Genomic DNA, 24,404 nt, shown 5'->3' with positions numbered 1-24,404 from the left:
ATCATGACAGAGTATAAGAGAAAAAATGTTTGGCAAAATCTTACAACAGATGAAGAAAAAGAATTAGAGAATCTATCAAAAGATTATATGAATTTTCTTGATGTTGCAAAAACTGAAAGGCTTGCTTGTAGTGAAATTGTAAGATATGCCAAAGAAAATGGTTATGTTGATATCGAAGAAAAAATCAAAGACGGAAAACTCCAAGCAGGGGACAAGGTTTATGCTATAAATAAAAACAAAGCAGTAGCTATGTTTCATATAGGAAGTGAGGATTTCAGTAAGGGTCTTTCTATAGTAGGAGGTCATATAGACTCACCTAGGCTTGATTTAAAGCCAGTTCCACTTAAAGAAGATAATGGAATTGCCTATCTTAAGACCCACTATTATGGTGGAGTGAAAAAATACCATTGGACAAACATCCCGCTTGCCCTACATGGTGTAGTCTTTACAAAAGATGGTGAAAAAATAGATATTTCTATAGGAGAAAGAGAAGATGAACCTGTATTTTTCATCTCAGAGCTTTTAATTCACCTATCAAAAGAATTACTTACAAAAGCTGCTAAAGATGTTGTAACAGGAGAGCAACTTTCAATCATAGTTGGAAACAGACCTTTAAAAAATGAGGATGACAATCCAGTTAAAAAAAATATCCTAAAGATATTAAATGATAAGTACAATATTGAAGAAGAAGATTTCATTACAGCAGAACTTGAAGTAGTTCCAGCTGGAAAATCAAGAGAAGTTGGATTTGATAGGTCAATGATTGCAGCTCATGGACATGATGATAGGGTGTGTTCGTATGCGGCCTTAAGAGCCTTACTTGATATAAAGGAAACTAAAAAAACTCTAGTTGGGCTTTTTGTAGACAAAGAAGAAATAGGTTCTGTTGGAGCTACAGGCATGACATCACAATTTTTTGAAAATACCCTACTTGAGCTGATGAATTTAAAAGAAGCAGTAAATTTAGTGACTTTCAAAAGAGCCTTAAAAAATTCTAAGGTACTTTCAGCAGATGTTACTCTTGCTGACGATCCTAATTTTCCTGATGCCACAGAAAGCCAAAATGCAGCCCAATTATCTCATGGTGTAGCTTTAACTAAATATACAGGTTCAGGTGGAAAAGGTGGCTCAAATGATGCTAATGCAGAATATCTTTCAGAAGTACGTATTGCCTTTAATAAAGAGAAAGTTATTTACCAAACAGGAGAGCTTGGAAAGATTGACCAAGGTGGTGGTGGAACTATAGCTTATATACTTGCAGAATATGGAATGGATGTAGTAGATTGTGGGACACCAGTTATATCCATGCATGCACCAATTGAACTAATCTCAAAAGCTGACTTTTACTCTACATTTACAGCATATAAAGCATTTTATAAAAACATTTGACAATATATTTAATCTGTCGTATAATATTAAGCTGATTTGACAATTTATGCTTTCTATAGTATAATAGTTACAAATGCATGGAAGGTGGATATATGGAATTTAAATCAGTAAATGAAATAAGGACAGCTGTTGAAGAAAATGTAGGTAAGGAAGTTACACTTAAAGCTGATAAAGGTAGGAAAAGAATTGTCACAAAAAATGGTGTGATTTTAGACGCTTTCCCAAGTGTTTTTACAATAAAAGTAAATAATGATTTTAATACAGAAAGAACTGTATCTTACAGTTACTCAGATGTACTAACTTCAACTGTTAAGTTACAGATAAAAAACTAAATTAATATAAAAATCATCGTTGAGATATACGGTGATTTTTGATTTTTAGGTATAAAAAAATCTATTGCATTAATTTGCAATAGATTTTTTCTTTTTTACTTATTACTTATTTGAGCTAGCATCATTTGATTCTGGTTTGCTTGAATCGTTTGATTTGTCATCAGATTTAGCATTTGATTTATCATCAGATTTAGTCTTTGACTTATCGTTTGATTTATCATTTGACTTAGCATCATTTGATGCTGGAGCTGTTGTTTCTGTTGTTGTTGTAGAAGCTGGTTCTTCTTTTTTATTGTTTGAGTTTCCACATCCAACTAGTGCAATTGATAATGCTAATACTGGTAATACTTTTTTAATTTTCATTTTTAAATCCCCCTAAAATTATATTGCTACCTTACATTCCTGATAGCAATTATAATATACCTGAATTAATAAAAAATTCAAATATTAGTGGAACTTTATTCCAAATTAGCTAATATGATTAATAATAATAAATATTTTATATTTCTAAGTCAACCCACTTACCTTGTCTAAATCTATGCCACAAACCTAAAAATCTTGAGGCTTGGTCTGCTAAAACACCCATCCAGATTCCTTGAAGTCCAAGACCTAAAACATTTACAAAAAATAGGGTGGCCGCTGACCTTATTAAAGTTATAGCAATAAGACTTACTGCAAGAGTATATTTTACATCTCCTGCAGCTCTTAGGCATCCTCCAAATATAATTTGAGATATTTGGAATATCACTATAAATATTAAGTAGAATGTTATGATTGAACCCATTTCAATTATATGAGGATCATCAAAGAACATCATAAAGATATTTTTCCTAAAAAGAACAAGAATAATTGATATTATAACAGAAATAGTTAGACCTATTTGTTGACAAGTTTTTCCATATATAACAGCATCCTTTTTAAGCTTTGCACCTAAAGCTTTACCCGTTAGTGCAACCGCAGCAACTTGCATACCATCACCAAATGAAAATGATAAGGAAAGTAGGTTCATACCTATATTATGAGCTGCAAATTGATCTGTACCAAGCTTTGCAGCTGTAATAGCTGTTACTAAAAATCCAATCCTTGCTGCTATATTTTCAACAAATATATTTGAACCAAGTCCTAATATCTCTTTAAAAATAGCTTTTGAAAAGTGAAGCTTATCTCTAACTATTAACCTAAATGACATAAATGAACTTCTTCTAAATAGGGAAGATATGGACATAAGTGCTGCTACAAAAGTTCCTATAACAGTAGCAAGAGCAGCACCCGCAACTCCCATTTTTGGGAAACCAAAGTTTCCATTAATTAGTAAAAAGTTAAAACAAATATTTACAATAGAGGAGACTACATTAGTAGTAAAGGCTATTTGTGTGTTTCCCGAACCCCTTTGAGCTGCATTTATAGTCATAGATATTACATTAAAGATTAATCCTGCCATAATTATTGTAAAATAATCTACAGCCAAGTCATGAGTATCTTTTGAACTGCCTGCAAGCCTTATAATTGATGGAGTAAATACAACAAAAATAGTTGAAATTATCATACACAAGATTAAAGCAAATATAAGAGCTGTCACCATAGTTTGATTGGCCTTATGCTTATCCTCTTCACCTCTACGCCTTGCAACCAAAGCTGATACTGAAACACTGATAGCTATAAAAAATGAAAGAGCTATAAACTTAGGTTGAGTTGTAAGACCTATAGCTGCAACTGCGGATGAACCAATGCCTGATACCATAAAGGTATCTATGATACCAGCAAGTGAAATAAAAAACGACTCTAATACAGAAGGCCAGGCAATTTGTATGGCCCTTTTAACATACTTATTCTTAATCAAAATAATACCACCATTCTTTCTAAATATTTTTAAAAATCTCTCCTATATCTATATCACTTGTCTTTGGATCAATTTCCATTTGCTTTTTGAGAATTTTCTCAATCATTATCCTAGTTTTTTCTATAGATTCAATAAAGCTAAATCCAGCAAGGTAGAAATTTATAAATAAGGCATCGAACAAGTCACCAGTTCCTCCAAAGGAATGGGATATGTATTTAAATTCTACTTTAATAAAATCAAATTCCTTAGCATAGATGTAAAATTTATTTCCTTCTTTAACACTTGTAATAATGAGTTTTTTCCCAAAAGATGAAAAATAGTCTAAAAGGGACCTAGGATTGTCAAACTTATAATCAGTCAAAAGGCTTGCTTCAGTAAAATTAGGTAAGATAATATCAGCTACGTCTAAAATATCCTTGTATACCCTTATTATAGATTCATCCAAAGACTTATACAAAGAACCCTTGTCTCCCATAATAGGATCGAGAAAAATCGGACACTTATAATCTTTTACAAAGTCTTTAATAATATCTACCTGGTCTTTTTTTATAAAACCTATAAATATAGCATCATAGCTTTTTTCTTGCTCTTTAAATACTTTTAAGGTATTTTTTAAATAATCACTTTGTATAGAAATTTCTATAGGACTTATAGAAAACTTATTTGAAATTAAAGCTGTAGGAACAAAATCAACATTATAGGTATAAAAAGAAAGCACATCCCTAACAAGATTGCCCCCTATATTTCCACAGGATAAAAAATCACTTATAAGTAAAATCTTTTTAGCGCTTCTCTTTACCATTAAAACTCCTTTTAATTCTTTATATGTTATCATTATAGTGATTATTTAAAAAATAAGCAAATATTAAAGAAATATAAAGGTTTGACAGAATATATAATATTTGTAAAAAATTATTAATAGCAATTAAATGGGATTTTTTCTCACAATTGGTTATAATTATAGTATGAAGAATAATATTAAAATTAGTAAAGAGAAATACAAAAAAATAAAAGAAATCCTTAATAAAAATAGGTTTGTGAAAAAGACTAAGTCTTCAATAATAAGTCTTATATTTTCTAGAGTTGGTATTTATGCCTTTATAATATGCTTGCAAATATTCCTATTTTTCTATTTAATTAACTACATATCAGTAGATGCGACGGTAATTTTGGGATCATCAGTGTTACTATCTGCAATCTCACTTTTAGTAATTCTATCTATGGATATAAATCCATACCAAAAACTCTCCTGGTTTTTCCTAATAGCAGTAATTCCAAGTTTTGGAATTATATTTTTCATCTTATCGAGAATAGATATAGGAAAAAAGTTAGAAGAATCCTCAATCATAGATAGCGAAGAAGAAACAAACTACCTACACACCGTAGATGATGAACTTGTACAAACTTTAAAAAAAGAAGATAAGGAATTTTATAGGCTAGTCAAATATCTAAATGATTATGGATCTTTCCCAGTTTTTGATAATAATGAGGCTAAATATTATAGCGTAGGTGATGATGCTATGCCTGATATAATAGAGGCTATAAGAAGTGCCAAAGACTTTATCTTCTTAGAATTTTTCATAATAAATAAAGGTTATATGTGGGGAACCATACTTGAAGAACTTACCAAAAAAGCAGCTCAAGGTGTTGAAGTAAGATTGATGTATGATGGGACAAATGCCATACTTAGGCTTCCAAAAAATTTTCCTAAGGAAATGGAAAATTTGGGGATAAAATGCAAAGTATTCTCGCCTATCTATCCAATCATATCTACCTACTATAACAATAGAGATCATAGGAAAATCTTGGTAATAGATGGCAAGGAAGTTTTCACAGGTGGGGTAAATCTAGCAGATGAATATATAAATGTAGAAGAAAGATTTGGTCATTGGAAAGATACCTTTATAAGACTAAGGGGAGCTTGCGTTCAAACTTTCACTATAATGTTTTTACAATTATGGGATGCAGATGAGAAAGAAGATTTAAAAAGATACTTAAAAACCTATCCTAGAAATGGAGAAGGTTACGTCGTAGGACTTGGAGATAATCCTATAAGAAAGGAAAGATTTTTTAAAAATGTCTATATGCATATCCTAGATACAGCCAAAGACTATTGTTATATAATGACACCGTATCTTATTATTGACAATGAGATGATGAAATCTTTGACTTTTGCAGCAAAAAGGGGGATAGATGTAAGGATGATTCTTCCTGCCATACCAGATAAGAAAATTCCTTATTATTTAGCTAAGTCCCATTATAAAAAATTAATAGAGGCAGGAGTAAAAATATACGAGTACTCACCTGGCTTTATTCATGCTAAAACTTGGGTATCAGATCATAGGGAAGCGGTAGTAGGATCAGTAAATCTGGATTTTAGGGCACTTTACTTAAACTTCGAATGTGGAGTATACCTTCATGATCACCCAGTAATTTCAGATATACTTGATGATTTTAAAGTATGCTTTGACATATCAAAAAGAGTGAGCATGGAAGATGTAAAGAAATATCCACTTAACAAAAAATTAATGGCAATACTAGCAAAACCATTTGCTCCTTTGATGTAGAGCTTAAAAAAGATTCGATTTTTATCGAGTCTTTTTTTTGACTTTTTTTTAAGACCTGTTATAATTAAATCAAGAAGTGTATGGAGATATACCATACACCACACAATCAAAAGAAGAAAGGAGGGCCTATGTTTGATTTAAATCTTTCAGCTGAGATTCCTTTAAACGAGCAAATAGTCGAAAAAACAAAACTTATGATAGCCAAGGGAATATTAGCAAACGGAGATTCTATGCCAAGTGTAAGAGACTTATCAAAAAGTCTTCTTATCAATCAATCAACAGTACAAAAGGCTTATAACAAATTAAAGGAAGAGGGAATCTTAGTTTCTAAACCTGGACTTGGGACTTTTGTTTCAATTGATGAAGAAAAATTTGATTATGAAAGGGAAAATATAATAAAAGACCTATATCAAATTTTTTTAAAATGTAAGCTATATAATATAAATTTTGACAAGATTAAAGAAATTTATGAAAAAACTAGGGAGGATATATGATTTTAGAAGTAAAAGATTTATCTAAGTCATTTGAAAGTGAAAGAGTCTTGGATAAGCTAAGTTTTAATCTTGAAGATGGGCAAATCCATGGACTTGTTGGAAGAAATGGTTCAGGTAAAACCACACTTCTTAAGATTTTAGTGGATATTTTAAATATGGACGAGGGGAGTCTTAAAATTTTAGGTAAAAGCTATAAAGAAGATAGGCATATAATTGAAAATATAGCATATTTGCCTGATAGGTTTGATTATTTTGACTATGATAGTATTTTAAAGATTAAAGATTATTATAAAATACTTTATCCAAACTTTGATGATAACTTTTTTAAAATAGAACTTAAGAAAAACAAGATAGATGGTAAAAAAACTTTGAGATCTTTTTCTAAAGGTTATAAGAATCTTATTGGACTTTTAGCGATTATAGCAAGTAATGCTAGAATTGTTCTACTTGATGAAATCCTAGATGGTATGGATGTCTTAAATAAGGAACTTATAATCTCTTATATTCTTGATATGAAGGATCAGGGAAGAACTGTCCTTGCCTCAAGTCACGAACTTGAAGAATTAGCTAAAATTGTTGATGTTTGCCTATATCTAACAAAAGATGGAAAGATTAGAAATATATCAAAGAGTAAGAATTCTTTCATAAAAGTTCAGATAGTTGTAAAAGATAAGCTCGATGAAGCTATCCTAAACCACTCTGTCCTAAGGTTTAATATGGGTAGGGTTTATGTGATTTTACTTGAAAATAAAGACAATATAAGGAATATCTTAGATGAAAATAAAACAATTGTTCAATATGACATCTTGGATTCAAAGATAGAAGATAGCTTTTATTGGGAGAAAGGAAGGAGTAAATAATGACAGACTTAAAAAAACAAGGTCAAATTCTTTTAAAAAGAAATGGTTTTTGGATATTACTAACCTTTTTACTAGCCTTACTTTTTACAGGAATAATCCAAAACAATTCACTTGATTCTACTCATTCGACCTTAATTGCCAATGCAAATGACCTTAATTTGATGGGTGAAACTGGTAGAAAATATAGTCTTGATACAAGAATTGATAAGAAATTCTTCGATGAAAATGAAAAATTATATGAAGAGCTTTCTGAAAAATATGAAGTTGATAAGTATAAAGATTTTGATTACAATGAGGCAAGTGAAAAAGAACAGAAAGAGTTTGATGAGTATAATTTAAAAAATGGAGAGTACCTAAGTAGCTTAAAGTCTTATAAGTTCACTAAGGAAGGACTACTTTTTAATAGGGATATGTATATGTTTGATGGCTTGGGAATTGTTCTGGTTCTAGCTTTAGCCTTTCTATTTACTTCAATGGAGCATGCTACAAGCTATTATGAATTCTCTAAGATGTATCCTTGGTCAAGAAAAAAAGACTTTTTGATGAAAGTTCTAATAGGAAGTGGGATAATATTTATCTTTTCAATCCTATCATCTATCCTTTCTTATATGATTATAAGCACATCTAACTTTGATATATTAAAAATAGGACTTGGCTTTATTCCAGCAATATTAAAAAATATTATCTACCTTTTGGTAATGTTTGTGATATTTATGTCAACTGGAATACTTGCAGGAAATGTCATAGGTCACTTTGGTCTAAGTGTAATGTTTTTATTCTTCCTAGACCTTCTAGATTTAATCTTTGCAAATATTAAAAATATATTTACAGGTGGATTTGAATGGGAAGGTGGAATCTATTCTATAATAGATAGGATATTTCCTGAAGGAAATAGGATAAATACAGTAATTAGGACAATACTTAGACCGATTAATGAATTTGACCGTACAAATGCGAGCCGTTTGGGCTTATTAATCTTTTCAATAATAGTATTTTTCATCGCCTTAAGTCTTATAGATAGGCTTAAGACAGAAAATTCTGGAATAATGATAATGATAAAGCCTATAGAAATTCTTGCAAAAGTTATGATAACTTTACTTGTAGCAAGTTATGGGACATTGATATTTCAAAATTCGGTATTTGATGGCTTCTCAATTGTAAATATCTTTATATTTATAATTCTCACATATGTATTTATAAAGATATTTAATATCTTATTTAAGCTGAAATTAAAGGTATAAGATGAAAAAGAAAATATTACTTCTCCTAAGTCTTTTCTTACTGATAGGGTGTGAAAATAATAATTTAAAAAAGAAAGAAGCTTCAAATGAAGAAAAAAGTCAAGATTATAAAAAAATAGAGATAGAGCAAAAGTTTGTTGATATGCCAATAAAGACAGGAAAATTAGGGGAATTCTATGAAATATCAATTCAAAAAGCTGAAGAGATTTCAAAAAATGACTTGTCAAGTGAAAAGATTCTTTCAAAAGATAAAATAAATGAGGATAAATCCTATATTATTTTAGAATATATTATAAATGACCTAAGACCAAATCCGGACTATAGTACAAAATCAAACTACACTGAAAATATAACTTGTAAAAGTTATGATGGAGAAATAGTCAAAAAAGAAGAAATATCATCTTCAAAAATAAATCCTATAATTAGAGAAATTATAGAAGTAGAAAGTGTTGGAAAAAAGATTGATATAAATTTTAAAGCAGAAAAAGATGAACTTGATATGAAAGTAATATTATGAAATGGGGCTGTTTAAGAAATAATTCTTAGACAGCTCTTTAATTGCTGATATTTACTTACAAATTTGGTAAAATAGTATATACAGATAGTTTAAGGAGTGATATTATGGCAAAAGATAGACTAACTTGGGATGAATATTTCATAAAACTTGCCCATATGGTTGCTATGCGTGGGACTTGTGATAGGGCTTATGTAGGTTGTGTAATAGTAAATAGTGAAAATAGAATAATTTCTACTGGATACAATGGCTCAATCAAGGGAAATCCTCACTGTGATGAGGTGGGCCATACTATGAGAGATGATCACTGTATAGCAACAATCCATGCTGAGATGAATGCTCTTTTATATTGTGCAAAAGAAGGAATATCAGTCAAAAATGCCAAGTGCTATGTGACCCATTTTCCTTGTCTTAATTGTACTAAATCACTAATTCAAGCAGGAATTAAGGAAATTTATTATTCAAATGCATATAGGGTAGATGATTATGCTTTAACACTTTTGGAAAGAAATAACATAAAATTAAAGCAAATTGAAAATAGAAGTTGAAAAAAATGGGATATAAAAAAAGAAAGATTGATATAATTAGGGAATTTCTAAACCTAAATCTACTGATAGATGCAAGAGAAGTTTTTAAGAAAAAAACTGACAAAACACAAAAGGACATAGAAAGAGAACATAGGTTTGGCAAAAATCTTAGGACATTATTCGAAGACTTGGGTCCTGTTTTTATTAAATTTGGTCAGCTCTTATCGACTAGAAGAGATATATTCTCAGAAAATATAATAAATGAACTTGAGAAACTTCAAGATGAGGTAAAAGAAGAAAACTATGATCATATAAAAGAAGTTATAGAAGATGAATTCGGTAAAAAAATAGAAGAAATTTACGATGAATTTGATAAAAAGCCTCTAGCTACAGGCTCTATTGCCCAAACTCACCTGGCCTATCTTAAAGTCGGGTCAGCAAGGAAAAAAGTTGTGGTAAAGGTTCAAAGAAAAGATATAGATAAAAGAGTTAGGATTGATCTTGAAATAATAACAGACCTTTATAAAAGGCTTGAAAGAAGACTTGAAGGAATTAAATCATTTAATCTTGGTGAGATAATAGAAGAATTTAAAATTTCTTTAAATAAGGAAATAGATTTTAATATAGAAAAAGAAAATATCAAAAAATATAGGGCCCTAAACACTCGAGATGATGATCTTAAGGCACCAGATGTTTATGAGGATTATTGTAGGGGAAAAGTCATTACTATGGAATACATAGAAGGAGAGTCTGTAAGATCTATCTACAATAAAAGATCAGATATAAGAAAAAAGATAGGAGAAGATATCATTAAAGCTTATGTAAATCAAATGTTCTCCTATGGTTACTTTCACGCAGATCCTCACCCTGGAAATATATTCGTAAATGATAAGCTTGAAATTTATCTTTTAGATTTTGGGATAGTTGCAAGTCTTTCTGAAAATTACAGGTATCAGATAATGAAAGTGTTTTTGGGAGCAAGCTTCAATGAGGTAAAGATGATAACTGATGCCATTATAGGTATGGGTCTTTTGGAATTTGATTCTAAGCAAATATCTGACTTTGAGAAAAGAATACAAAGACTTTTGGATAAGTATATGGTAATTAGTTTAAATCAAATTAAGCTTGCAGACCTTATAAATGATTTTTATACTTTACTTGTAGATTATTCGATTAAAATTCCATCGGAACTTACAAACTTTGCCAAAACAATCTTTACTTTAGAAGGTCTTATTGAAAAATTAGTTTACAAGGAATCTTTCATAGAACTAGCTCTACCAATAGCAAAAAAGATGGTATTTAAATTAATAAATCCTAAAATTGTATCAGATAGACTAAGACCAAAGCTTTATGATATATATTCACTAATAAAGGAGTTTCCACAAAGTTCCTTAAACATATTAAGACAACTTTCAAATGGTGATTTTAGGCTAATAAATCAGAAATCTATAGAAGAGAAAAAATCATATGAAAATGTAGAAAATAAAAAAAGTCAAGCACTCATATTTATGGGTTTATCTATGATAATATCAACAACTATAATATCACTTATTATCTTAGGATACAAAACAAGGTCTATGGAGGCCTTTTTAATCTTAGTACTTAGCATAAGTCTTGTAATGGCTTGTGGAATACTCATAAATATATTTAGAAGGGAAAATTAAAGGATAAAAATGAAAACAAGTAAAGAATTTATAATAGAAAACTTTCTAACAAATAGTGACGGCTATCTTAAAATGAAATATCTATTGGGACTTATGTTTGAAGTATCCTTTGACCAAGCAGATAAACTAGAAGATAAGAATTTAATGAAAGATAAAAGATGGATAGTCTACTCTTGGGATATAAAAATAAATGAGCCTATAAAGGCACGTGATAAGCTTAAAATAACAACATTTGCCATAGATATGAAAAGATTTTATGCTAATAGAAACTTTATTATAGAAAGAGATGGAGAAACTATAGGACTTGCTTTTTGTTCTTTCTTACTTTTTGATTTAAACAAGATGAGAGCTATAAAAATTCCTGATTTTTTAATAAAAGCATATGGGAAAGAAGAACCGGCTTATATAGGAAAAAGACAAAAATATTCCAAAAACTTTGAAGAAGCTCAAAAAATTTATATAAGAAAAAATGATATAGACATAAATGGTCATGTAAATAATGCATCTTATATGGACCTTATAAGGGAAATATCAGATATCAAAGACCAAGATATAGGATATATAAATATAGTCTATAAAAATGAAATTAGAGATAAGAACTTTGTTCTTGGAGAAATTGGAAAAGAAGAAAATGAAGAATCTTATAGGATTATAAGTGAAGATGGGAAAATTTACACCTATGGAAAGATAGGAAGAAGAAATGTATAAGAAAAATTACGGAAATATTCCAAATAAAGATAAAATTCACTACTACCTAATAGAAAGTAATGAAAATTTAGGAGAGTGGGTTTCCCATTCAAAGCTTATAGGAAAAAGTGCAAGAGACATTGCAGATAAGATAGGGCTTGATAAAGATATTGCCTACGCTATAGGCTCTCTTCATGATATAGGAAAAAGCAAAAGGAAAACAGGTCTTTCTCAGATAATGGAAAGCTTCTATATGCTTCGTAATGAAGCCTACTTTTTTCCTGCAAAAATTTCCATCAGTCATTCTTTTATAATAAAAGATATCAAAGCATATGTAGGAGACGATAATATAGGAAAAAGAGATAGGAAAATATTAGAAAATTTTTTAATATCTCACGATTACAATGACTATGATAAATTAATTCAGCTATTAGATAATTCAATAACAGATACATTCGTAGGGATAGAGAAAAAACAAGAAATTCTAAAAGAAAAATATGGTAAGATTCCTTTTGAAAAAGAAAAATACAAAATCTTAAAAGAATACGAAATGTATTTTGAAGAAAAACTTGGAGAAAAAATTGAATATTTCTTAAGAAAGAATGGTCCTTTATCAAATGGTCTTGGTAGACAAAAATAAACACAATCAAGAAGCAGGAAGTAGAACATGCTACTTCCTGCTTTTTGATTTCTTAAAACTAAAATTCTAGTCATAAAAATTATAGTCCTAAAATTAACAAAAGCTCTAAAACCAATAGGATTAAATAGCCTTAATAAAAAATGTAAATGATTAAATAAGTATACTTTTTTCAATAAAAAATCGCATTATTAAAAGTATCATCTACTTTCACCAATACGATTTATTATAGACTAATATTATAGGATAGTTTACAAAGTCTCTAGATGTCCAAAGATTTGTTAATTGCGGAACTTTGGATTTTAATTAAAGTAATCTGGATATTTGTTGTTTAGAATTTTCATATCATCTATAAGTTCTAGTATGTGGCTTGTTATTAAACGGGAAGCTTCTTTTGGAGAGTTATTTTTTATTAACTCTAATATATTTTTATGCTCATCAATATAATTTGTTTGTCTAATATTAGCTTTTAACCTTAATATTCTCATTCTTATAAGATATGAAGTATTATTCTCTATTATTTTTGGGATTTTTTTATAATTTAGCTCTTCAAATATTAATTCGTGAAATCTATTATCTAATTTTATTAACTTTTCAAAATCATTAGTTTGATGTAACATTTGCTCTTTTTCAATTATTTCATTAAACTCTTTTTCAAGTGTTAAATTTCCTTTTTTACATATTTCTATAACTGCATTTTGTTCTAAACTTGACCTGAAAAATAGCAGTTCTTTTGACATATCTATATTTAGAAAAGAAATAAAAGTACCAATTTGTGGCTTTATATCTAAAAGTAAGCTAGAGTTTAAGTCAATGAAAGCTTCTCTAACAGGAGTTCTAGATAAATTTAAAAGGTCAGATATCTGATTTTCACTTATTTTTTCACCAGGTACTAAATTAAAAAACAAAATATTGTATCTCATATTTCTTATTACATAGTCTTTTGTTTTTTCTCTATCTTTTCTTTCTAATATTTTAAAATTCATTTTATCACCTCTTATATTATATCAGAATAGTTTGTATTTTAGGAAATATGTAAAAAAATATTTTTTTCTTGACATCGTTTTACTTTGATGCTATTCTAATAGTGTACTAGTATACTAGAATTCAAGATATCAATAACGGAGGATACGATGAAAGCAGTAAGGATTAATAAAGTAGAAAACTTAGAAATAGTAGATTTAGAAGAAGTTCAAATAAAAGAACCTGATGATGTGAAAATAAAAATCAAAGCTGTAGGAATATGTGGTTCTGATGTAGGAATATATAAAGGTTCCAATCCTATGGCAAAATATCCAAGAGTAATAGGTCATGAAATGACAGGAATTGTAGAAGAAGTTGGAAAAGAAGTTAAAAATTTTAAAAAGGGTGATAAGGTTGTAGTTGATCCTGTTATAAATTGTGGTGAGTGTAAAAACTGCAAAAATGGAAGACCAAATATTTGTGAAAATCTTAAAGTAAGAGGTGTACATGTTGAAGGTGGATTTAGTGAAAAGATTGTAGTAAAAGATTATCAAACTTATAAAGTTAATAAAGATATGCCATTTAACAGGAGTGTACTTATAGAACCATTTTCTATAGGTTTTCAAGCAAATAGAAGAGCAGATGTTAAAAAAGATGATGTAGTATTTGTTATGGGAGCTGGAACAATAGGTCAAACAGTAGCCAGAGTAGCTCAATATTTTGGAGCTAAAGTTTTCACATCTGATATGGATCAAAAAAAACTTGAAAGAGCAAAGAAATTTGGAATGATTCCAATAGATGTTAATACTCAAGACCCTATCGAATTTATTAAAGAAAATAATGAAGGCAGACTTGCTGATGTTGTAGTAGATGCTATATGTACTCCTAAAACATTTGAAATAGCTGTAAAATCAGCAGCAAGTGCTGGAAGAGTTATAAATTTGGGCTTTTCAACACAACCTTCACAAATAGCATCAGTTGATATTACTTCAAAAGAATTAGATATTCTTGGTTCAAGATTAAGCAATAAGAGATTTCCTGAAGTGATTGAGGCATATAATACTGGAAAATTATCATTTGACGATTTAGTAAGTCATGAAATGGAATTTGAAGACGCTGAAAAAGCTATAAAAATGATTATAGATAAAGATATATATACAGAAAAAATAGTATTAACTTTGGAAAACTAAAGCTGGAGGATAGAAATGAGAAAGAATAAATTATTTAGCTTAATTATAGCAATATTTTTTTTGTTCTCTCTAACATCATGTAGTGATGATACTTCTGGTAATGGTGGCCAGCTTGTAAAAGTTGCCACCGTTGTAGCACCTACTCACCCTGTAAATATAGCTATGAGAGAAGTTTTTTTACCTATGATTGAAGAGGAAACTAATGGTAGATATAATGTTCAACTATATGATTCTGGTAGACTTGGAGGAGAAAAACAACTCTACGATTATACTAGATCAGGAATTATTGAAATATCTGCAGTAGGTACTGTTATGTGGTCTGAAATAGACATGATGGCTACGCCAGATTTTCCATTTATATTTAGAGATGTAGAACATGCTAGGAAAGTATATGAAGGAGAAATTGGGGATGAGATAGCTAAATATTTAGAAGATAGGGAGCCACTTAAGTTTATGGCTTGGGCTCCAAATGGAGCAAGAGTGTTTTCTTCATCTAAAGATCTCAAAAAAATAGAAGATTTTAAAGGTCAAAAATTAAGAATGCCTAATAATCCTATCCACGTTAAATTAGCTGAGTCCTTAGGTGCAAACGTTGTTATTATGGATATGAGTGAAGTATTTACTTCGTTAGAACAAGGGGTTATTGATGGACAAGACAACCCACTATCAACATTTAGACAAGAAGGATGGTATACTGTTTCAAAAGATATATATGAAACAAATCATATGGTATCCTCTATAGAAATGTTGGGCAATAAAGAGTTCTTAGATAGTCTGCCTAAAGAAGATAGGGAAATTTTTGAAAAAGTAGCAAAAAAAACAGCTCAAAGAGCTTGGGATATATATGAGAAAAGTATAGAAGACGATAAGGAGTTCTTGAAAAAAGAAGGTTTAAATATAACCGAACCTACAGAAGAAGATAGACAAAAAATGAAAGAAATGGCTAAGCCAGTATATGATTATTTATATAAAAAATATGATTGGGCTGAAGACCTAATTAAAAGAATTGAACAAGTAAAGTAGGAGAACTAAATGAAAAAGTTTAATAAAATATATAAAGCTATTGATATCTTATTAGGAATAATGATGGGGATAATGGTAGCGTTTGTATTCTTGAATGTAGTTTTAAGATTTATTTTCAATACAGGACTTGCTTCTTCAGAGGAGATATCAAGATATACATTTGTATTTATGACATTTATAGGTGCAATAGTTGCTATGAGAGAGAACGAACACCTAAGTGTGGATATGTTAGTAAAAAGATTTCCTAGAAAAGGACAACTTATATCTTTTATTATAGTAAATTTGATAATAATTGCTATGATGATAATTTTATCACTAGGATCTATAAAGATGGTAATTCAAAGTTCTGGAGCAAGAACAGCTGTTCTTGGAATCCCATTTTCATTCTTATATTCTATTTGCATAGTTTCAGCAGTTTTAATTGGAGTTATAGCAATCGAAAAAATATATACTGCTATTATAAATCCAAATGAAATTGATTTTTGCGAAGATGATTATATAGAAAAGGAATTTAAAAAAATTGATAATAAGGAGAAAAATATATGACTCTTATAGTATTTATAATATCTTTATTAGGCTCCATGGCAATAGGATTGCCTATAGCATTTGCCCTGATTTTTAGTGGTGTAAGCATGCTTGCATATCTTAATGGTTTTGATGTTCAAATAATTTCTCAAAACATGTTTAATGGAGCAGATAGCTATTCAATGATGGCTCTACCATTTTTTATGCTTGCTGGAGACTTGATGAATAGAGGTGGACTTACAAATAGATTAGTTGATGCTGCTGGTGCATGGGTTGGCCATTTTAGAGGTGGTCTGGGATATGTAACAATAATTGCAACATTGCTTTTTGCAAGCATGGTAGGCTCAGCAGTGGCTTCTACAGCAGCTTTAGGTGGAATACTAATACCGATGATGGTTAAAGCAAATTATGATAGAGATGATGCGACTGGTCTTGTAGCTGCTTCAAATCTTTTATCACCAATTATGCCACCATCAGCACCAATGATTGTATTGGGTGTAACAGCTAATATACCTGTATCACATTTGTTTTTAGCCGGAGTAGCACCTGCAATATACATATCTGTAGGATTATCTATAATGTGGTTTATAGTGGCTAAAAAAAGAAGTGTAGCCCCTCTTCCTAAAGCTCCTGTAGAAAAAAGAATAAAGGCAACGGTTGATGCAATATGGGCTATTTTAATGCCAGTTGGAATTTTGTTGGGTTTGCAAACAGGGGTTTTTACTCCTACAGAAGCAGGTGTGGTTGCAGTAGTTTATTCAATGATAATAGGACTTGTAGTTTATAAAGAGTTAAAAATTAGAGATTTAATTGAAGGATTAATATCTTCAGCTAAATCGGCTGCTACGATAATGTTCTTAGTTGCTGCTTCCGCAATTTCATCATGGGTAATGACTGTTGCAAATATTCCATTATTAGTTTCAAATTTATTACATCCTTTTATAGGGTCCCCTAGAATTTTAATGCTTATAATACTAGGATTAATATTAATAATTGGTACAACTATGGATGTAAATCCAACTATACTAATATTAGCACCAGTTGTTATGCCAGTTATAAGAGAAGCAGGAATTAATGAAGTGTACTTTGGAGTAGTATTTGTAATATCTATAGTTATGGGACTTCTGACTCCACCAGTAGGGACGGTATTAAATGTAGCGAGTGCTGCAGGTGGCATAAGTATGGAGAGAGTAGTAAAATCAGTTCTTCCATTTTTACTTGTTGAAGTAATAATTATAGTTCTTATGATTATATTTCCACAAATAGTTATATTTCCTTTCCAAATTTTATCTGGAGTTTAAAATTTATTTCTTATTCTAAATAAAGGTGGTGTTGCAGAATAGAATTATCTGTTCTGTAACATCACCTTTCTTATAATTTTAACTATTAGTATATAAAAAACTTATACTTTCTTAAATTTGTATTTAAGTTTTTGAATTTTTAAAAAACATATATTTTTCTTGCAAACGTTATAAATATATGTTAGAATAAAAAAAGAAAACGAAAGGAAATGAAATAAAACGAAATGTTTTTAGAAGAAAGGCTTAGTTTTATCACTAATAAATTAAATGAAAAAAATAGGGTAAATGTATCTGATTTATCGGAACAACTTAAAGTTTCCGAAGTAACTATTAGAAAAGATCTTAAAGAACTTGAAGATAGAAAAATAGCTATAAGGACTCATGGAGGAGCTATAAAGGTTAAAGAGCATGTATTAGAAAATCCTATAGATAATAAAATTTTAGATAATATAGGCTTAAAAAAAATTATAGCTAAGAAAGCTAGAAAATATCTAAGAGATGATATTACAATTTTCTTAGATGCTGGGACCACTACTAGAATGCTAATAGAGTATATATCTAAACTAAAAAATGTAATGGTTATTACTTATGATTTAGATATAGCTACTCTTTTATCTAAATACAATTCTATAAATACATATTTATTAGGTGGTTATATAGAAAAGAAAACAAGGACTTCTTTGTCTATTGAAGGATTTCAAAATTTATCAAGTTTTCATGGGGATATTTGCTTTATAGGTACAGATGCCTTTGATGATGAATATGTTTATTCTACCTCTGAAAATAAAGGGAAAATAAAAAATATGATGATTGTTAATTCAGAAATAAGCATATTGTTATGTGATAGTACTAAGTATGGTAAAACTGGTTTATACTCATTTTATAAAAGTAAAAATTTCGATTATTTTATAAGCGATAAGAAAATAGAGGGGTTAAGCAATGTATAAATTTTGGAGGCATATATGAGTGAAGTTATTATTATAGCTGATGATTTAACAGGAGCTAATGCTAATTGTGCTTTAATGAAGAGTATAGGATTAAGAGCTGCAAGCGTTACTGGAGATGACATTAAACATCTTGATGAAGATATTGATGTTTATGCATTTACAACAGATTCAAGAGCTATGACTAAAGATCAAGCTTATAGAAGAGTATATGATAGAGTAAGAAAATTAAAAAAAGAAGATGTAATCTTATACTCAAAAAGAATAGACTCTACCTTAAGGGGAAATCTAGGATCAGAACTTAGGGCATTTCAAGATGCATTAGAGACTAATAACTTAGCTATATGTGTGCCATCTTTTCCAGATTCGAAAAGAATTGTAGTAAATGATTTTATGTATGTTGATGGAGTTCCTTTAATGAATACGGATGCTGGTAAGGATTCAAAGATATCAGCTGTTTCAAATTTTGTAACAGAAAATTTTAGTAAGGATTATAAAGGTGAAATAATACATATTTCTATAGATGAAATAGAAAAAGGTATAGAAAATATTAGTAAAAAAATTATCGAAAATAAAAATAAAGACTTGATAATATTTGATGCAATTACTAATAAGCAAATAGAAAATATTGCAATTGCAAGTGTAAGTACTAATATTAGATTTATTAGTGTCGACCCAGGTCCATTTACAAAAGAAGTTACTAAAGTGATGTATAAAAAAAGTAGTATTAGTACTAAATCATTAGCCATTATTGGATCGGTAACAAATGTAACCATTAATCAGATGAAAGCCTTATATGGAAACTTTGATATTTTTAAAATTGAAGTAGATCCTTTAAAATTAATTGATATAAATCTAGCATTAAATGAAATTGATAGATGTAGTCTTTTGGCTAGAGAAAAGCTAAATGATAATAATCTCATTATTATAACTACTACACCAGATGATATTTCTCAAAGATTAAATTTAAAGGAAATATCTGAAAGTAGGGATATGAGTATAGATGATTTGTCCTTAATGATATCAAGAGGACTTGCAAAAATTGGTAAATCAATAGTTACAAAAGATAAATCGATTTCAGGAATATTTTCATCGGGAGGTGATGTAACGATAGCAGTAACAGAAGAATTAGGTAGTCAAGGAATAGAAATTAGAGAAGAAATAGAGCCTTTAGTAGCGTATGGAAGACTTATTGGTGGAGAAGTAGATGGTCTAAAAATTGTTAGTAAGGGTGGAATGGTAGGAAGTGACTCGGTTATGGTTAAATGTATAGCTAGATTATTAAGCAAAGGAGAATAACATGAAAAAAAGTAGAATTGCAGTAACACTTGGAGATCCAGCAGGAATAGGCCCAGAAATAGTAGTAAAGACATTTGCTAAAAAAGAATTATATGAAGATGCAGATATAGTTTTAGTAGGTGATAAAAATGTAGTAGAAAAGGCTCTAGAAGTTACCAAGCTTGGTTTAAAAATTAATGTAATAGATCATGTTAAAGATGGTCTATATGAATATGGAACAATAGATTTAATAGATCTTAATAATATGAGTAAAGACTATGAATTCGGAAAAGTTAGCGCTGAATGTGGTAAAGCAGCATATGAATATATATTTAAAGCAGGGGAATTAGCGATGAATGGAGAGGTTGAATCAGTAGCGACATCACCAATTAACAAAGAATCATTAAGAGCTGCAGAAATACCTTTCATAGGTCATACAGAAATGTTTGAAGAAATATCTAAAGTATCAGATCCTCTAACAATGTTTGAAGTTGAAGGTCTAAGAGTTTTCTTTTTATCAAGACATTTATCTTTGAGGGATGCCATAGATGAGGTTAAATATGACAAGATTTATGAATACATTCAAAGATGTACAGAAGCAATGCATAGGTTAGGAGTAGAAGGAACTTTAGCAGTTGCTGGACTTAATCCTCATTCAGGAGAACATGGCTTATTTGGATATGAAGAAGTAGATGAGATAATTCCTGCAATAGAAGATGCTAAGAAAAAAGGATATGATGTTGTAGGACCAATAGGAGCAGATTCGGTTTTTGCTCAAGGGCTTCAAGGAAAATATGCAGCTGTATTATCACTTTATCATGATCAAGGTCATATAGCCACAAAAACATATAATTTTATGAAAACTATATCTCTAACAAACTCTATGCCATTTTTAAGAACATCTGTAGATCATGGTACAGCATTTGATGTTGCTGGGAAAAATGTAGCATCAGAGGTTAGCATGGTAGAAGCTGTAAAATTAGCAGCTAAATATGGACCACAATTTAGAAAAAATTAGGAGTTTATTATGTCAGATAATAGGATAATAATTGCTTTAATAATTGGACTTATTTTATTAATAGGTCTAATTGTTAAGACAAAAATACATACATTTTTAGCATTAATAATATCAGCTTTGTTTATAGGTATTGCTGGGGGTATGCCTTACGAAAATGTAATAAAAAGTGTAACCGATGGATTTGGTGGAACTTTAGGTTCTATAGGAATAATAATTGGTTTTGGTGTTATGATGGGGCAGCTATTTGAAATATCAAATGCAGCAAAAAGGATGGCTCTAACTTTTATCAAGATATTTGGTAAGGGAAGGGAAGACTTAGCTATGGCAATAACTGGATTCTTAGTATCTATACCAATATATTGTGATTCTGGTTTTGTTATATTATTTCCTGTGGCAAAAGCATTGTCAAAGAATACAAGAAAATCAATAATAACATTAGGACTTGCTTTGGCTTCAGGTTTAGTTATAACCCACACTCTTGTACCTCCAACACCTGGCCCTGTTGGAGCTGCTGGAATTTTTGAAGCTAATGTAGGGGCAGTAATCCTATGGGGTATTGTTATAGCTATACCTATGGTTATTGCAACATTGTTATATGCAAGATTTTATGGAAAAAAGATTTATCAAATACCAGATGAGGAAGGCAATTGGATAAGGCCTGAGAAATCATCTTTAGCAGATATTAATGATTATACAATTGAAGATAATGAAAAAATGCCATCAACACTGATAGCGTTTTTACCGATTATAATACCAATAATTTTAATTCTAATAAACACAATTTTATCAACAATTTCTAAAGTATCAGGATTAGAAATAAAAGGAATTTATTCTGCTTTGTCATTCCTAGGAACACCTATTGTAGCTGTAGGTATAGGTTTAATAATAGCTATTATTACATTAACTAAGGGCATGAGTAGAGATAAGGTAATAAAAGAGTTAGAAGTTGGGATACAATCTGCAGGAATTATAATTTTAGTTACAGGTGGTGGTGGAGCTTTAGGTAAAGTTTTAACTGAATCAGGAGTAGGGGCTGATATAGCTAATTCTATATCGAAAATGAATATAAACCCTCTATTACTTCCTTTTATTATATCTACCTTAATTAGATTTATACAAGGCTCTGGAACAGTAGCCATGCTTACATCAGCTTCAATTTCAGCACCAATAGTATTACCTTTAGGTGTTAATCCTGTATTTGCAACACTATCAGCATGTGTAGGCTCACTTTTTTTCTCATATTTTAATGATTCATTCTTTTGGGTTGTTAATAGATCATTGGGCTTAACAGATGCAAAAGAACAAATTAAAGGATATTCAATTATATCAACTATAGCATGGGCAGTAGGATTTGTTACTATTGTTTTATTAAATTTAATATTTGGATAAAATAAAAAGTAACATTTATAAGTAGTCAATAAAATAACCTCAAAAGGTTGGAAGCCAAAATTCAACTTTTTGAGGTCATTATTTTATTTGTCTATTTTTTATTTGAATACCAAATTTCATCTGCTGTTTCTTTCCATACTTCAGCATAGTCGTCACATTTTCCACAAAGATCATCTACATCTTCTTTTACTAATATATCTGTTGATTTAGCTTGTGATTTTTTAACCATATCTCTAAGTAGAGTTGGATTTTCAAGCATTGGACAAGGTCTTAACATATTATCATTAAATGGTTGTCCGTTACGATATGCCACAAACAATGGTGATTGCAAAGCCTCTATTAAAGTTTTATCCTTAATATTAGAATCAGAATAATGAATGAATACACAAGGTTCCATATCTCCATTTGCATTTATATGAAAATAGTTTCTTCCTCCTGCTATACAACCACCTACATATTCTGCATCATTTTGGAAATCTAAGAAGAATAGTGGCTTTGTTGCTCTAAATTTTCTAATTTGTTCATACACATGTTTCCTTTGATAAGGTTTTAGAAGTAATTGCTTACTTGTTGACTTTCCTACAGGCATAAAATGGAAGTACCAAGCAAACAAAGCACCCTTATCTATCATATAATCAACAAATTCTTCACTAACTATAGATTCATAATTTTCTGAAGTATAACAACAAGATATACCAAATGGAAGTTTATAATTGTTCAATATTTCTATAGAATTCATAATTTTTTTATAAGTACCTTTACCTCTTCTAGAATCTGTAGTAAATTCAGATCCTTCTATAGATATTGCAGGTATTATATTTTTGATTCTTAGCATTTTTTTAGCAAAATCTTCATCAATCAAAGTTGAATTTGTAAAAATTAAAAATTCACAATCTTTATGTTTTTCACATATTGTTAGGATATCTTTTTTTCTAGCCAAAGGTTCTCCACCCGTAAAAATGTAGAAATATATACCCATATCCTTACCTTGATTTATAATATCATCTATTTGTTCATTAGATAAATTTAAACTATAACCATATTCTGCTGCCCAACAACCCTTACATTTTAGATTGCAAGCTGTTGTGGGATCTAAAAGTATAGTCCATGGAACATTACAATTATATTTAGTCCTAGTATCTTGTTTTATTTCTTCAGAGAATAATGTAGCATTTAATAAGAAATTTTCAATGAAAGTATCAACAACATCCGAATCAATTCTATCAAGTATGTCAAGTATATATTTATAATAGACATTATCTTTATCATTTACAGTTTGCTCTATCAAATCTATTTGACTTTTAAAATCGTTAGGTGAAATTTTTTTCGCAAAATCTATCGCCTTTGGTAAATTGTTTTCTGGATCTTTGTGTACATATTTTAATAACTTATCTAATCCATAAGCTTTCATTTTTTGATCTAAACTAAGTTTCATAATTTCTCCTTTAAAATTTTAGTTATTTACAAAATGTATTCTAATTTTTTATATGTATCTTTTAAAAGTTCAAGCAGTTCCTCTTCTTTTTCTGGATTTGCATCATGAAGTTTTATTGCGAAAAGTATTGGGGAATAAAATATTGTGGAAATAACTTTTAAACTTCCATATTTACTTAAACCATAGTAATTTATTATCTCTTCTTGTTTTCTCATAGGAGTTTCTATGAATCTATCAACATAAAATTTCATGGCTTGAGGGTTTTTATACATTTCTATAGAAATCATCTTTCTTACTCTAGAAACATAAGAATCGTTAAGCAGATAGGAAAAAATATCTATTGCTAATTTTTCGATATTTAGACTTTTTTTACCATCTCTAATAATTTTATAATCTTCAGCATCATGAATCTTTTCATCTAGGCTTATTATTGCATTATTTAAAATGGTATCAAAAATTTCTTCCTTTGATTTAAAATGTTTATAAATAGATGGAGCTTTAATCCCAACCTCGTTTGCTATATCTTTCATACTAACGTCTGAATAACCAAACTTAGAAAATAAAAATAAAGCCTTATCTAAAATTA

General features: G+C 29.6%; 25 protein-coding genes. 19 read left to right on the top strand and 6 right to left on the bottom strand.

The genetic code is table 11. The annotated features are described in order from the left end of the window. Positions 1–3: 3 nt before the first annotated feature. Both SOR60_RS07755 and SOR60_RS07750 read left to right on the top strand, forming a co-directional pair. Positions 4–1,389, top strand: a complete 1,386-nt coding sequence (locus SOR60_RS07755) for an aminopeptidase (RefSeq protein WP_176270084.1) — start codon at positions 4–6, stop codon at positions 1,387–1,389. Positions 1,390–1,481: 92 nt separating this feature from the next. Continuing rightward, on the top strand, positions 1,482–1,721 hold the full coding sequence (locus SOR60_RS07750; RefSeq protein WP_154540301.1) for a Veg family protein: 240 nt from the start codon (positions 1,482–1,484) through the stop codon (positions 1,719–1,721). A gap of 102 nt (positions 1,722–1,823) precedes the next feature. Here SOR60_RS07750 and SOR60_RS07745 read toward each other — a convergent pair whose 3' ends face one another. The 3 genes from SOR60_RS07745 to SOR60_RS07735 form a co-directional block, all read right to left on the bottom strand. Next, positions 1,824–2,084 (bottom strand): hypothetical protein, encoded by a 261-nt coding sequence (locus SOR60_RS07745; protein WP_154540303.1) that lies wholly within the window; start codon positions 2,082–2,084, stop codon positions 1,824–1,826. Between the two features lie 136 nt (positions 2,085–2,220). Continuing rightward, positions 2,221–3,561 carry an MATE family efflux transporter gene (locus tag SOR60_RS07740; RefSeq protein WP_154540305.1) on the bottom strand — a complete coding sequence of 447 codons (1,341 nt, stop codon included), beginning with the start codon at positions 3,559–3,561 and terminating at the stop codon, positions 2,221–2,223. A gap of 19 nt (positions 3,562–3,580) precedes the next feature. Then, positions 3,581–4,363, bottom strand: coding sequence for a PfkB family carbohydrate kinase (locus SOR60_RS07735; RefSeq protein ID WP_229771212.1), 783 nt, complete (start codon positions 4,361–4,363; stop codon positions 3,581–3,583). A gap of 163 nt (positions 4,364–4,526) precedes the next feature. On the opposite strand from SOR60_RS07735, the gene cls reads away from it, so the two are divergent. From cls to SOR60_RS07690, 9 genes are all read left to right on the top strand, one after another. Beyond that, the gene (cls, locus tag SOR60_RS07730) at positions 4,527–6,128 is read left to right on the top strand and encodes a cardiolipin synthase (protein WP_154540309.1); all 1,602 of its coding nucleotides are present in this window, start codon (positions 4,527–4,529) and stop codon (positions 6,126–6,128) included. Between the two features lie 128 nt (positions 6,129–6,256). Next, complete coding sequence (locus SOR60_RS07725) at positions 6,257–6,622, top strand: GntR family transcriptional regulator (protein ID WP_154540311.1); 366 nt, start codon at positions 6,257–6,259, stop codon at positions 6,620–6,622. Beyond that, on the top strand, positions 6,619–7,482 hold the full coding sequence (locus tag SOR60_RS07720) for an ATP-binding cassette domain-containing protein (RefSeq protein ID WP_154540313.1): 864 nt from the start codon (positions 6,619–6,621) through the stop codon (positions 7,480–7,482). The genes SOR60_RS07725 and SOR60_RS07720 overlap by 4 nt, the downstream gene beginning before the upstream one ends. Next, entirely contained in the window at positions 7,482–8,723 is a 1,242-nt protein-coding gene (locus SOR60_RS07715; RefSeq protein WP_154540315.1) for a hypothetical protein, read from the top strand. Before SOR60_RS07720 ends, SOR60_RS07715 begins: the two co-directional genes overlap by 1 nt. A 1-nt stretch (position 8,724) precedes the next feature. Then, positions 8,725–9,240, top strand: a complete 516-nt coding sequence (locus SOR60_RS07710; protein WP_320595632.1) for a hypothetical protein — start codon at positions 8,725–8,727, stop codon at positions 9,238–9,240. A gap of 104 nt (positions 9,241–9,344) precedes the next feature. Further along, on the top strand, positions 9,345–9,785 hold the full coding sequence (locus SOR60_RS07705) for a deoxycytidylate deaminase (RefSeq protein ID WP_176270086.1): 441 nt from the start codon (positions 9,345–9,347) through the stop codon (positions 9,783–9,785). Positions 9,786–9,790: 5 nt separating this feature from the next. Beyond that, positions 9,791–11,428, top strand: a complete 1,638-nt coding sequence (locus SOR60_RS07700) for an ABC1 kinase family protein (RefSeq protein ID WP_154540321.1) — start codon at positions 9,791–9,793, stop codon at positions 11,426–11,428. 9 nt (positions 11,429–11,437) lie between these two features. Then, the gene (locus tag SOR60_RS07695) at positions 11,438–12,136 is read left to right on the top strand and encodes an acyl-[acyl-carrier-protein] thioesterase (RefSeq protein ID WP_154540323.1); all 699 of its coding nucleotides are present in this window, start codon (positions 11,438–11,440) and stop codon (positions 12,134–12,136) included. After that, the gene (locus SOR60_RS07690; protein WP_320595631.1) at positions 12,129–12,755 is read left to right on the top strand and encodes an HD domain-containing protein; all 627 of its coding nucleotides are present in this window, start codon (positions 12,129–12,131) and stop codon (positions 12,753–12,755) included. Before SOR60_RS07695 ends, SOR60_RS07690 begins: the two co-directional genes overlap by 8 nt. Positions 12,756–13,054: 299 nt before the next feature. On the opposite strand, the gene SOR60_RS07685 is transcribed toward SOR60_RS07690, so the two are convergent. Next, on the bottom strand, positions 13,055–13,738 hold the full coding sequence (locus tag SOR60_RS07685) for a GntR family transcriptional regulator (protein ID WP_154540327.1): 684 nt from the start codon (positions 13,736–13,738) through the stop codon (positions 13,055–13,057). Positions 13,739–13,885: 147 nt separating this feature from the next. Here SOR60_RS07685 and SOR60_RS07680 point away from each other — a divergent pair, with 147 nt between their 5' ends. The 8 genes from SOR60_RS07680 to SOR60_RS07645 all read left to right on the top strand — a co-directional run bounded on the left by SOR60_RS07680 (position 13,886) and on the right by SOR60_RS07645 (position 22,383). Continuing rightward, positions 13,886–14,905 carry a zinc-binding alcohol dehydrogenase family protein gene (locus SOR60_RS07680; protein ID WP_154540329.1) on the top strand — a complete coding sequence of 340 codons (1,020 nt, stop codon included), beginning with the start codon at positions 13,886–13,888 and terminating at the stop codon, positions 14,903–14,905. Positions 14,906–14,920: 15 nt separating this feature from the next. Further along, positions 14,921–15,928, top strand: a complete 1,008-nt coding sequence (locus tag SOR60_RS07675) for a TRAP transporter substrate-binding protein (protein ID WP_154540331.1) — start codon at positions 14,921–14,923, stop codon at positions 15,926–15,928. 9 nt (positions 15,929–15,937) lie between these two features. Beyond that, complete coding sequence (locus SOR60_RS07670; RefSeq protein WP_154540333.1) at positions 15,938–16,474, top strand: TRAP transporter small permease; 537 nt, start codon at positions 15,938–15,940, stop codon at positions 16,472–16,474. Then, positions 16,471–17,754, top strand: a complete 1,284-nt coding sequence (locus SOR60_RS07665) for a TRAP transporter large permease (protein ID WP_154540335.1) — start codon at positions 16,471–16,473, stop codon at positions 17,752–17,754. The genes SOR60_RS07670 and SOR60_RS07665 overlap by 4 nt, the downstream gene beginning before the upstream one ends. A 224-nt stretch (positions 17,755–17,978) precedes the next feature. After that, the gene (locus SOR60_RS07660) at positions 17,979–18,701 is read left to right on the top strand and encodes a DeoR/GlpR family DNA-binding transcription regulator (RefSeq protein WP_154540337.1); all 723 of its coding nucleotides are present in this window, start codon (positions 17,979–17,981) and stop codon (positions 18,699–18,701) included. A gap of 15 nt (positions 18,702–18,716) precedes the next feature. Then, positions 18,717–19,997 carry a four-carbon acid sugar kinase family protein gene (locus SOR60_RS07655; RefSeq protein WP_154540339.1) on the top strand — a complete coding sequence of 427 codons (1,281 nt, stop codon included), beginning with the start codon at positions 18,717–18,719 and terminating at the stop codon, positions 19,995–19,997. Between the two features lies 1 nt (position 19,998). Further along, positions 19,999–20,994: a 4-hydroxythreonine-4-phosphate dehydrogenase PdxA gene (gene pdxA / locus SOR60_RS07650; protein WP_154540341.1), complete on the top strand. Its 996-nt coding sequence runs from the start codon at positions 19,999–20,001 to the stop codon at positions 20,992–20,994. 9 nt (positions 20,995–21,003) lie between these two features. After that, entirely contained in the window at positions 21,004–22,383 is a 1,380-nt protein-coding gene (locus SOR60_RS07645; RefSeq protein WP_154540343.1) for a GntP family permease, read from the top strand. Between the two features lie 91 nt (positions 22,384–22,474). Here the strand turns inward: SOR60_RS07645 and SOR60_RS07640 are convergent, their stop codons facing one another. Together SOR60_RS07640 and SOR60_RS07635 are read right to left on the bottom strand one after the other, a co-directional pair. Then, the gene (locus tag SOR60_RS07640; protein WP_320595630.1) at positions 22,475–23,818 is read right to left on the bottom strand and encodes a radical SAM protein; all 1,344 of its coding nucleotides are present in this window, start codon (positions 23,816–23,818) and stop codon (positions 22,475–22,477) included. Positions 23,819–23,844: 26 nt separating this feature from the next. Then, positions 23,845–24,402, bottom strand: coding sequence for a TetR/AcrR family transcriptional regulator (locus tag SOR60_RS07635; RefSeq protein WP_320595629.1), 558 nt, complete (start codon positions 24,400–24,402; stop codon positions 23,845–23,847). Between the last annotated feature and the right edge of the window lie 2 nt (positions 24,403–24,404).

The sequence above is a fragment of the Anaerococcus porci genome (genome assembly GCF_034090325.1).
In the GTDB taxonomy this organism is placed as follows: domain Bacteria; phylum Bacillota; class Clostridia; order Tissierellales; family Peptoniphilaceae; genus Anaerococcus; species Anaerococcus porci.
Note: the sequence above shows the minus strand (reverse complement) of the source record. Positions and strands in the feature narration are given on the sequence as shown.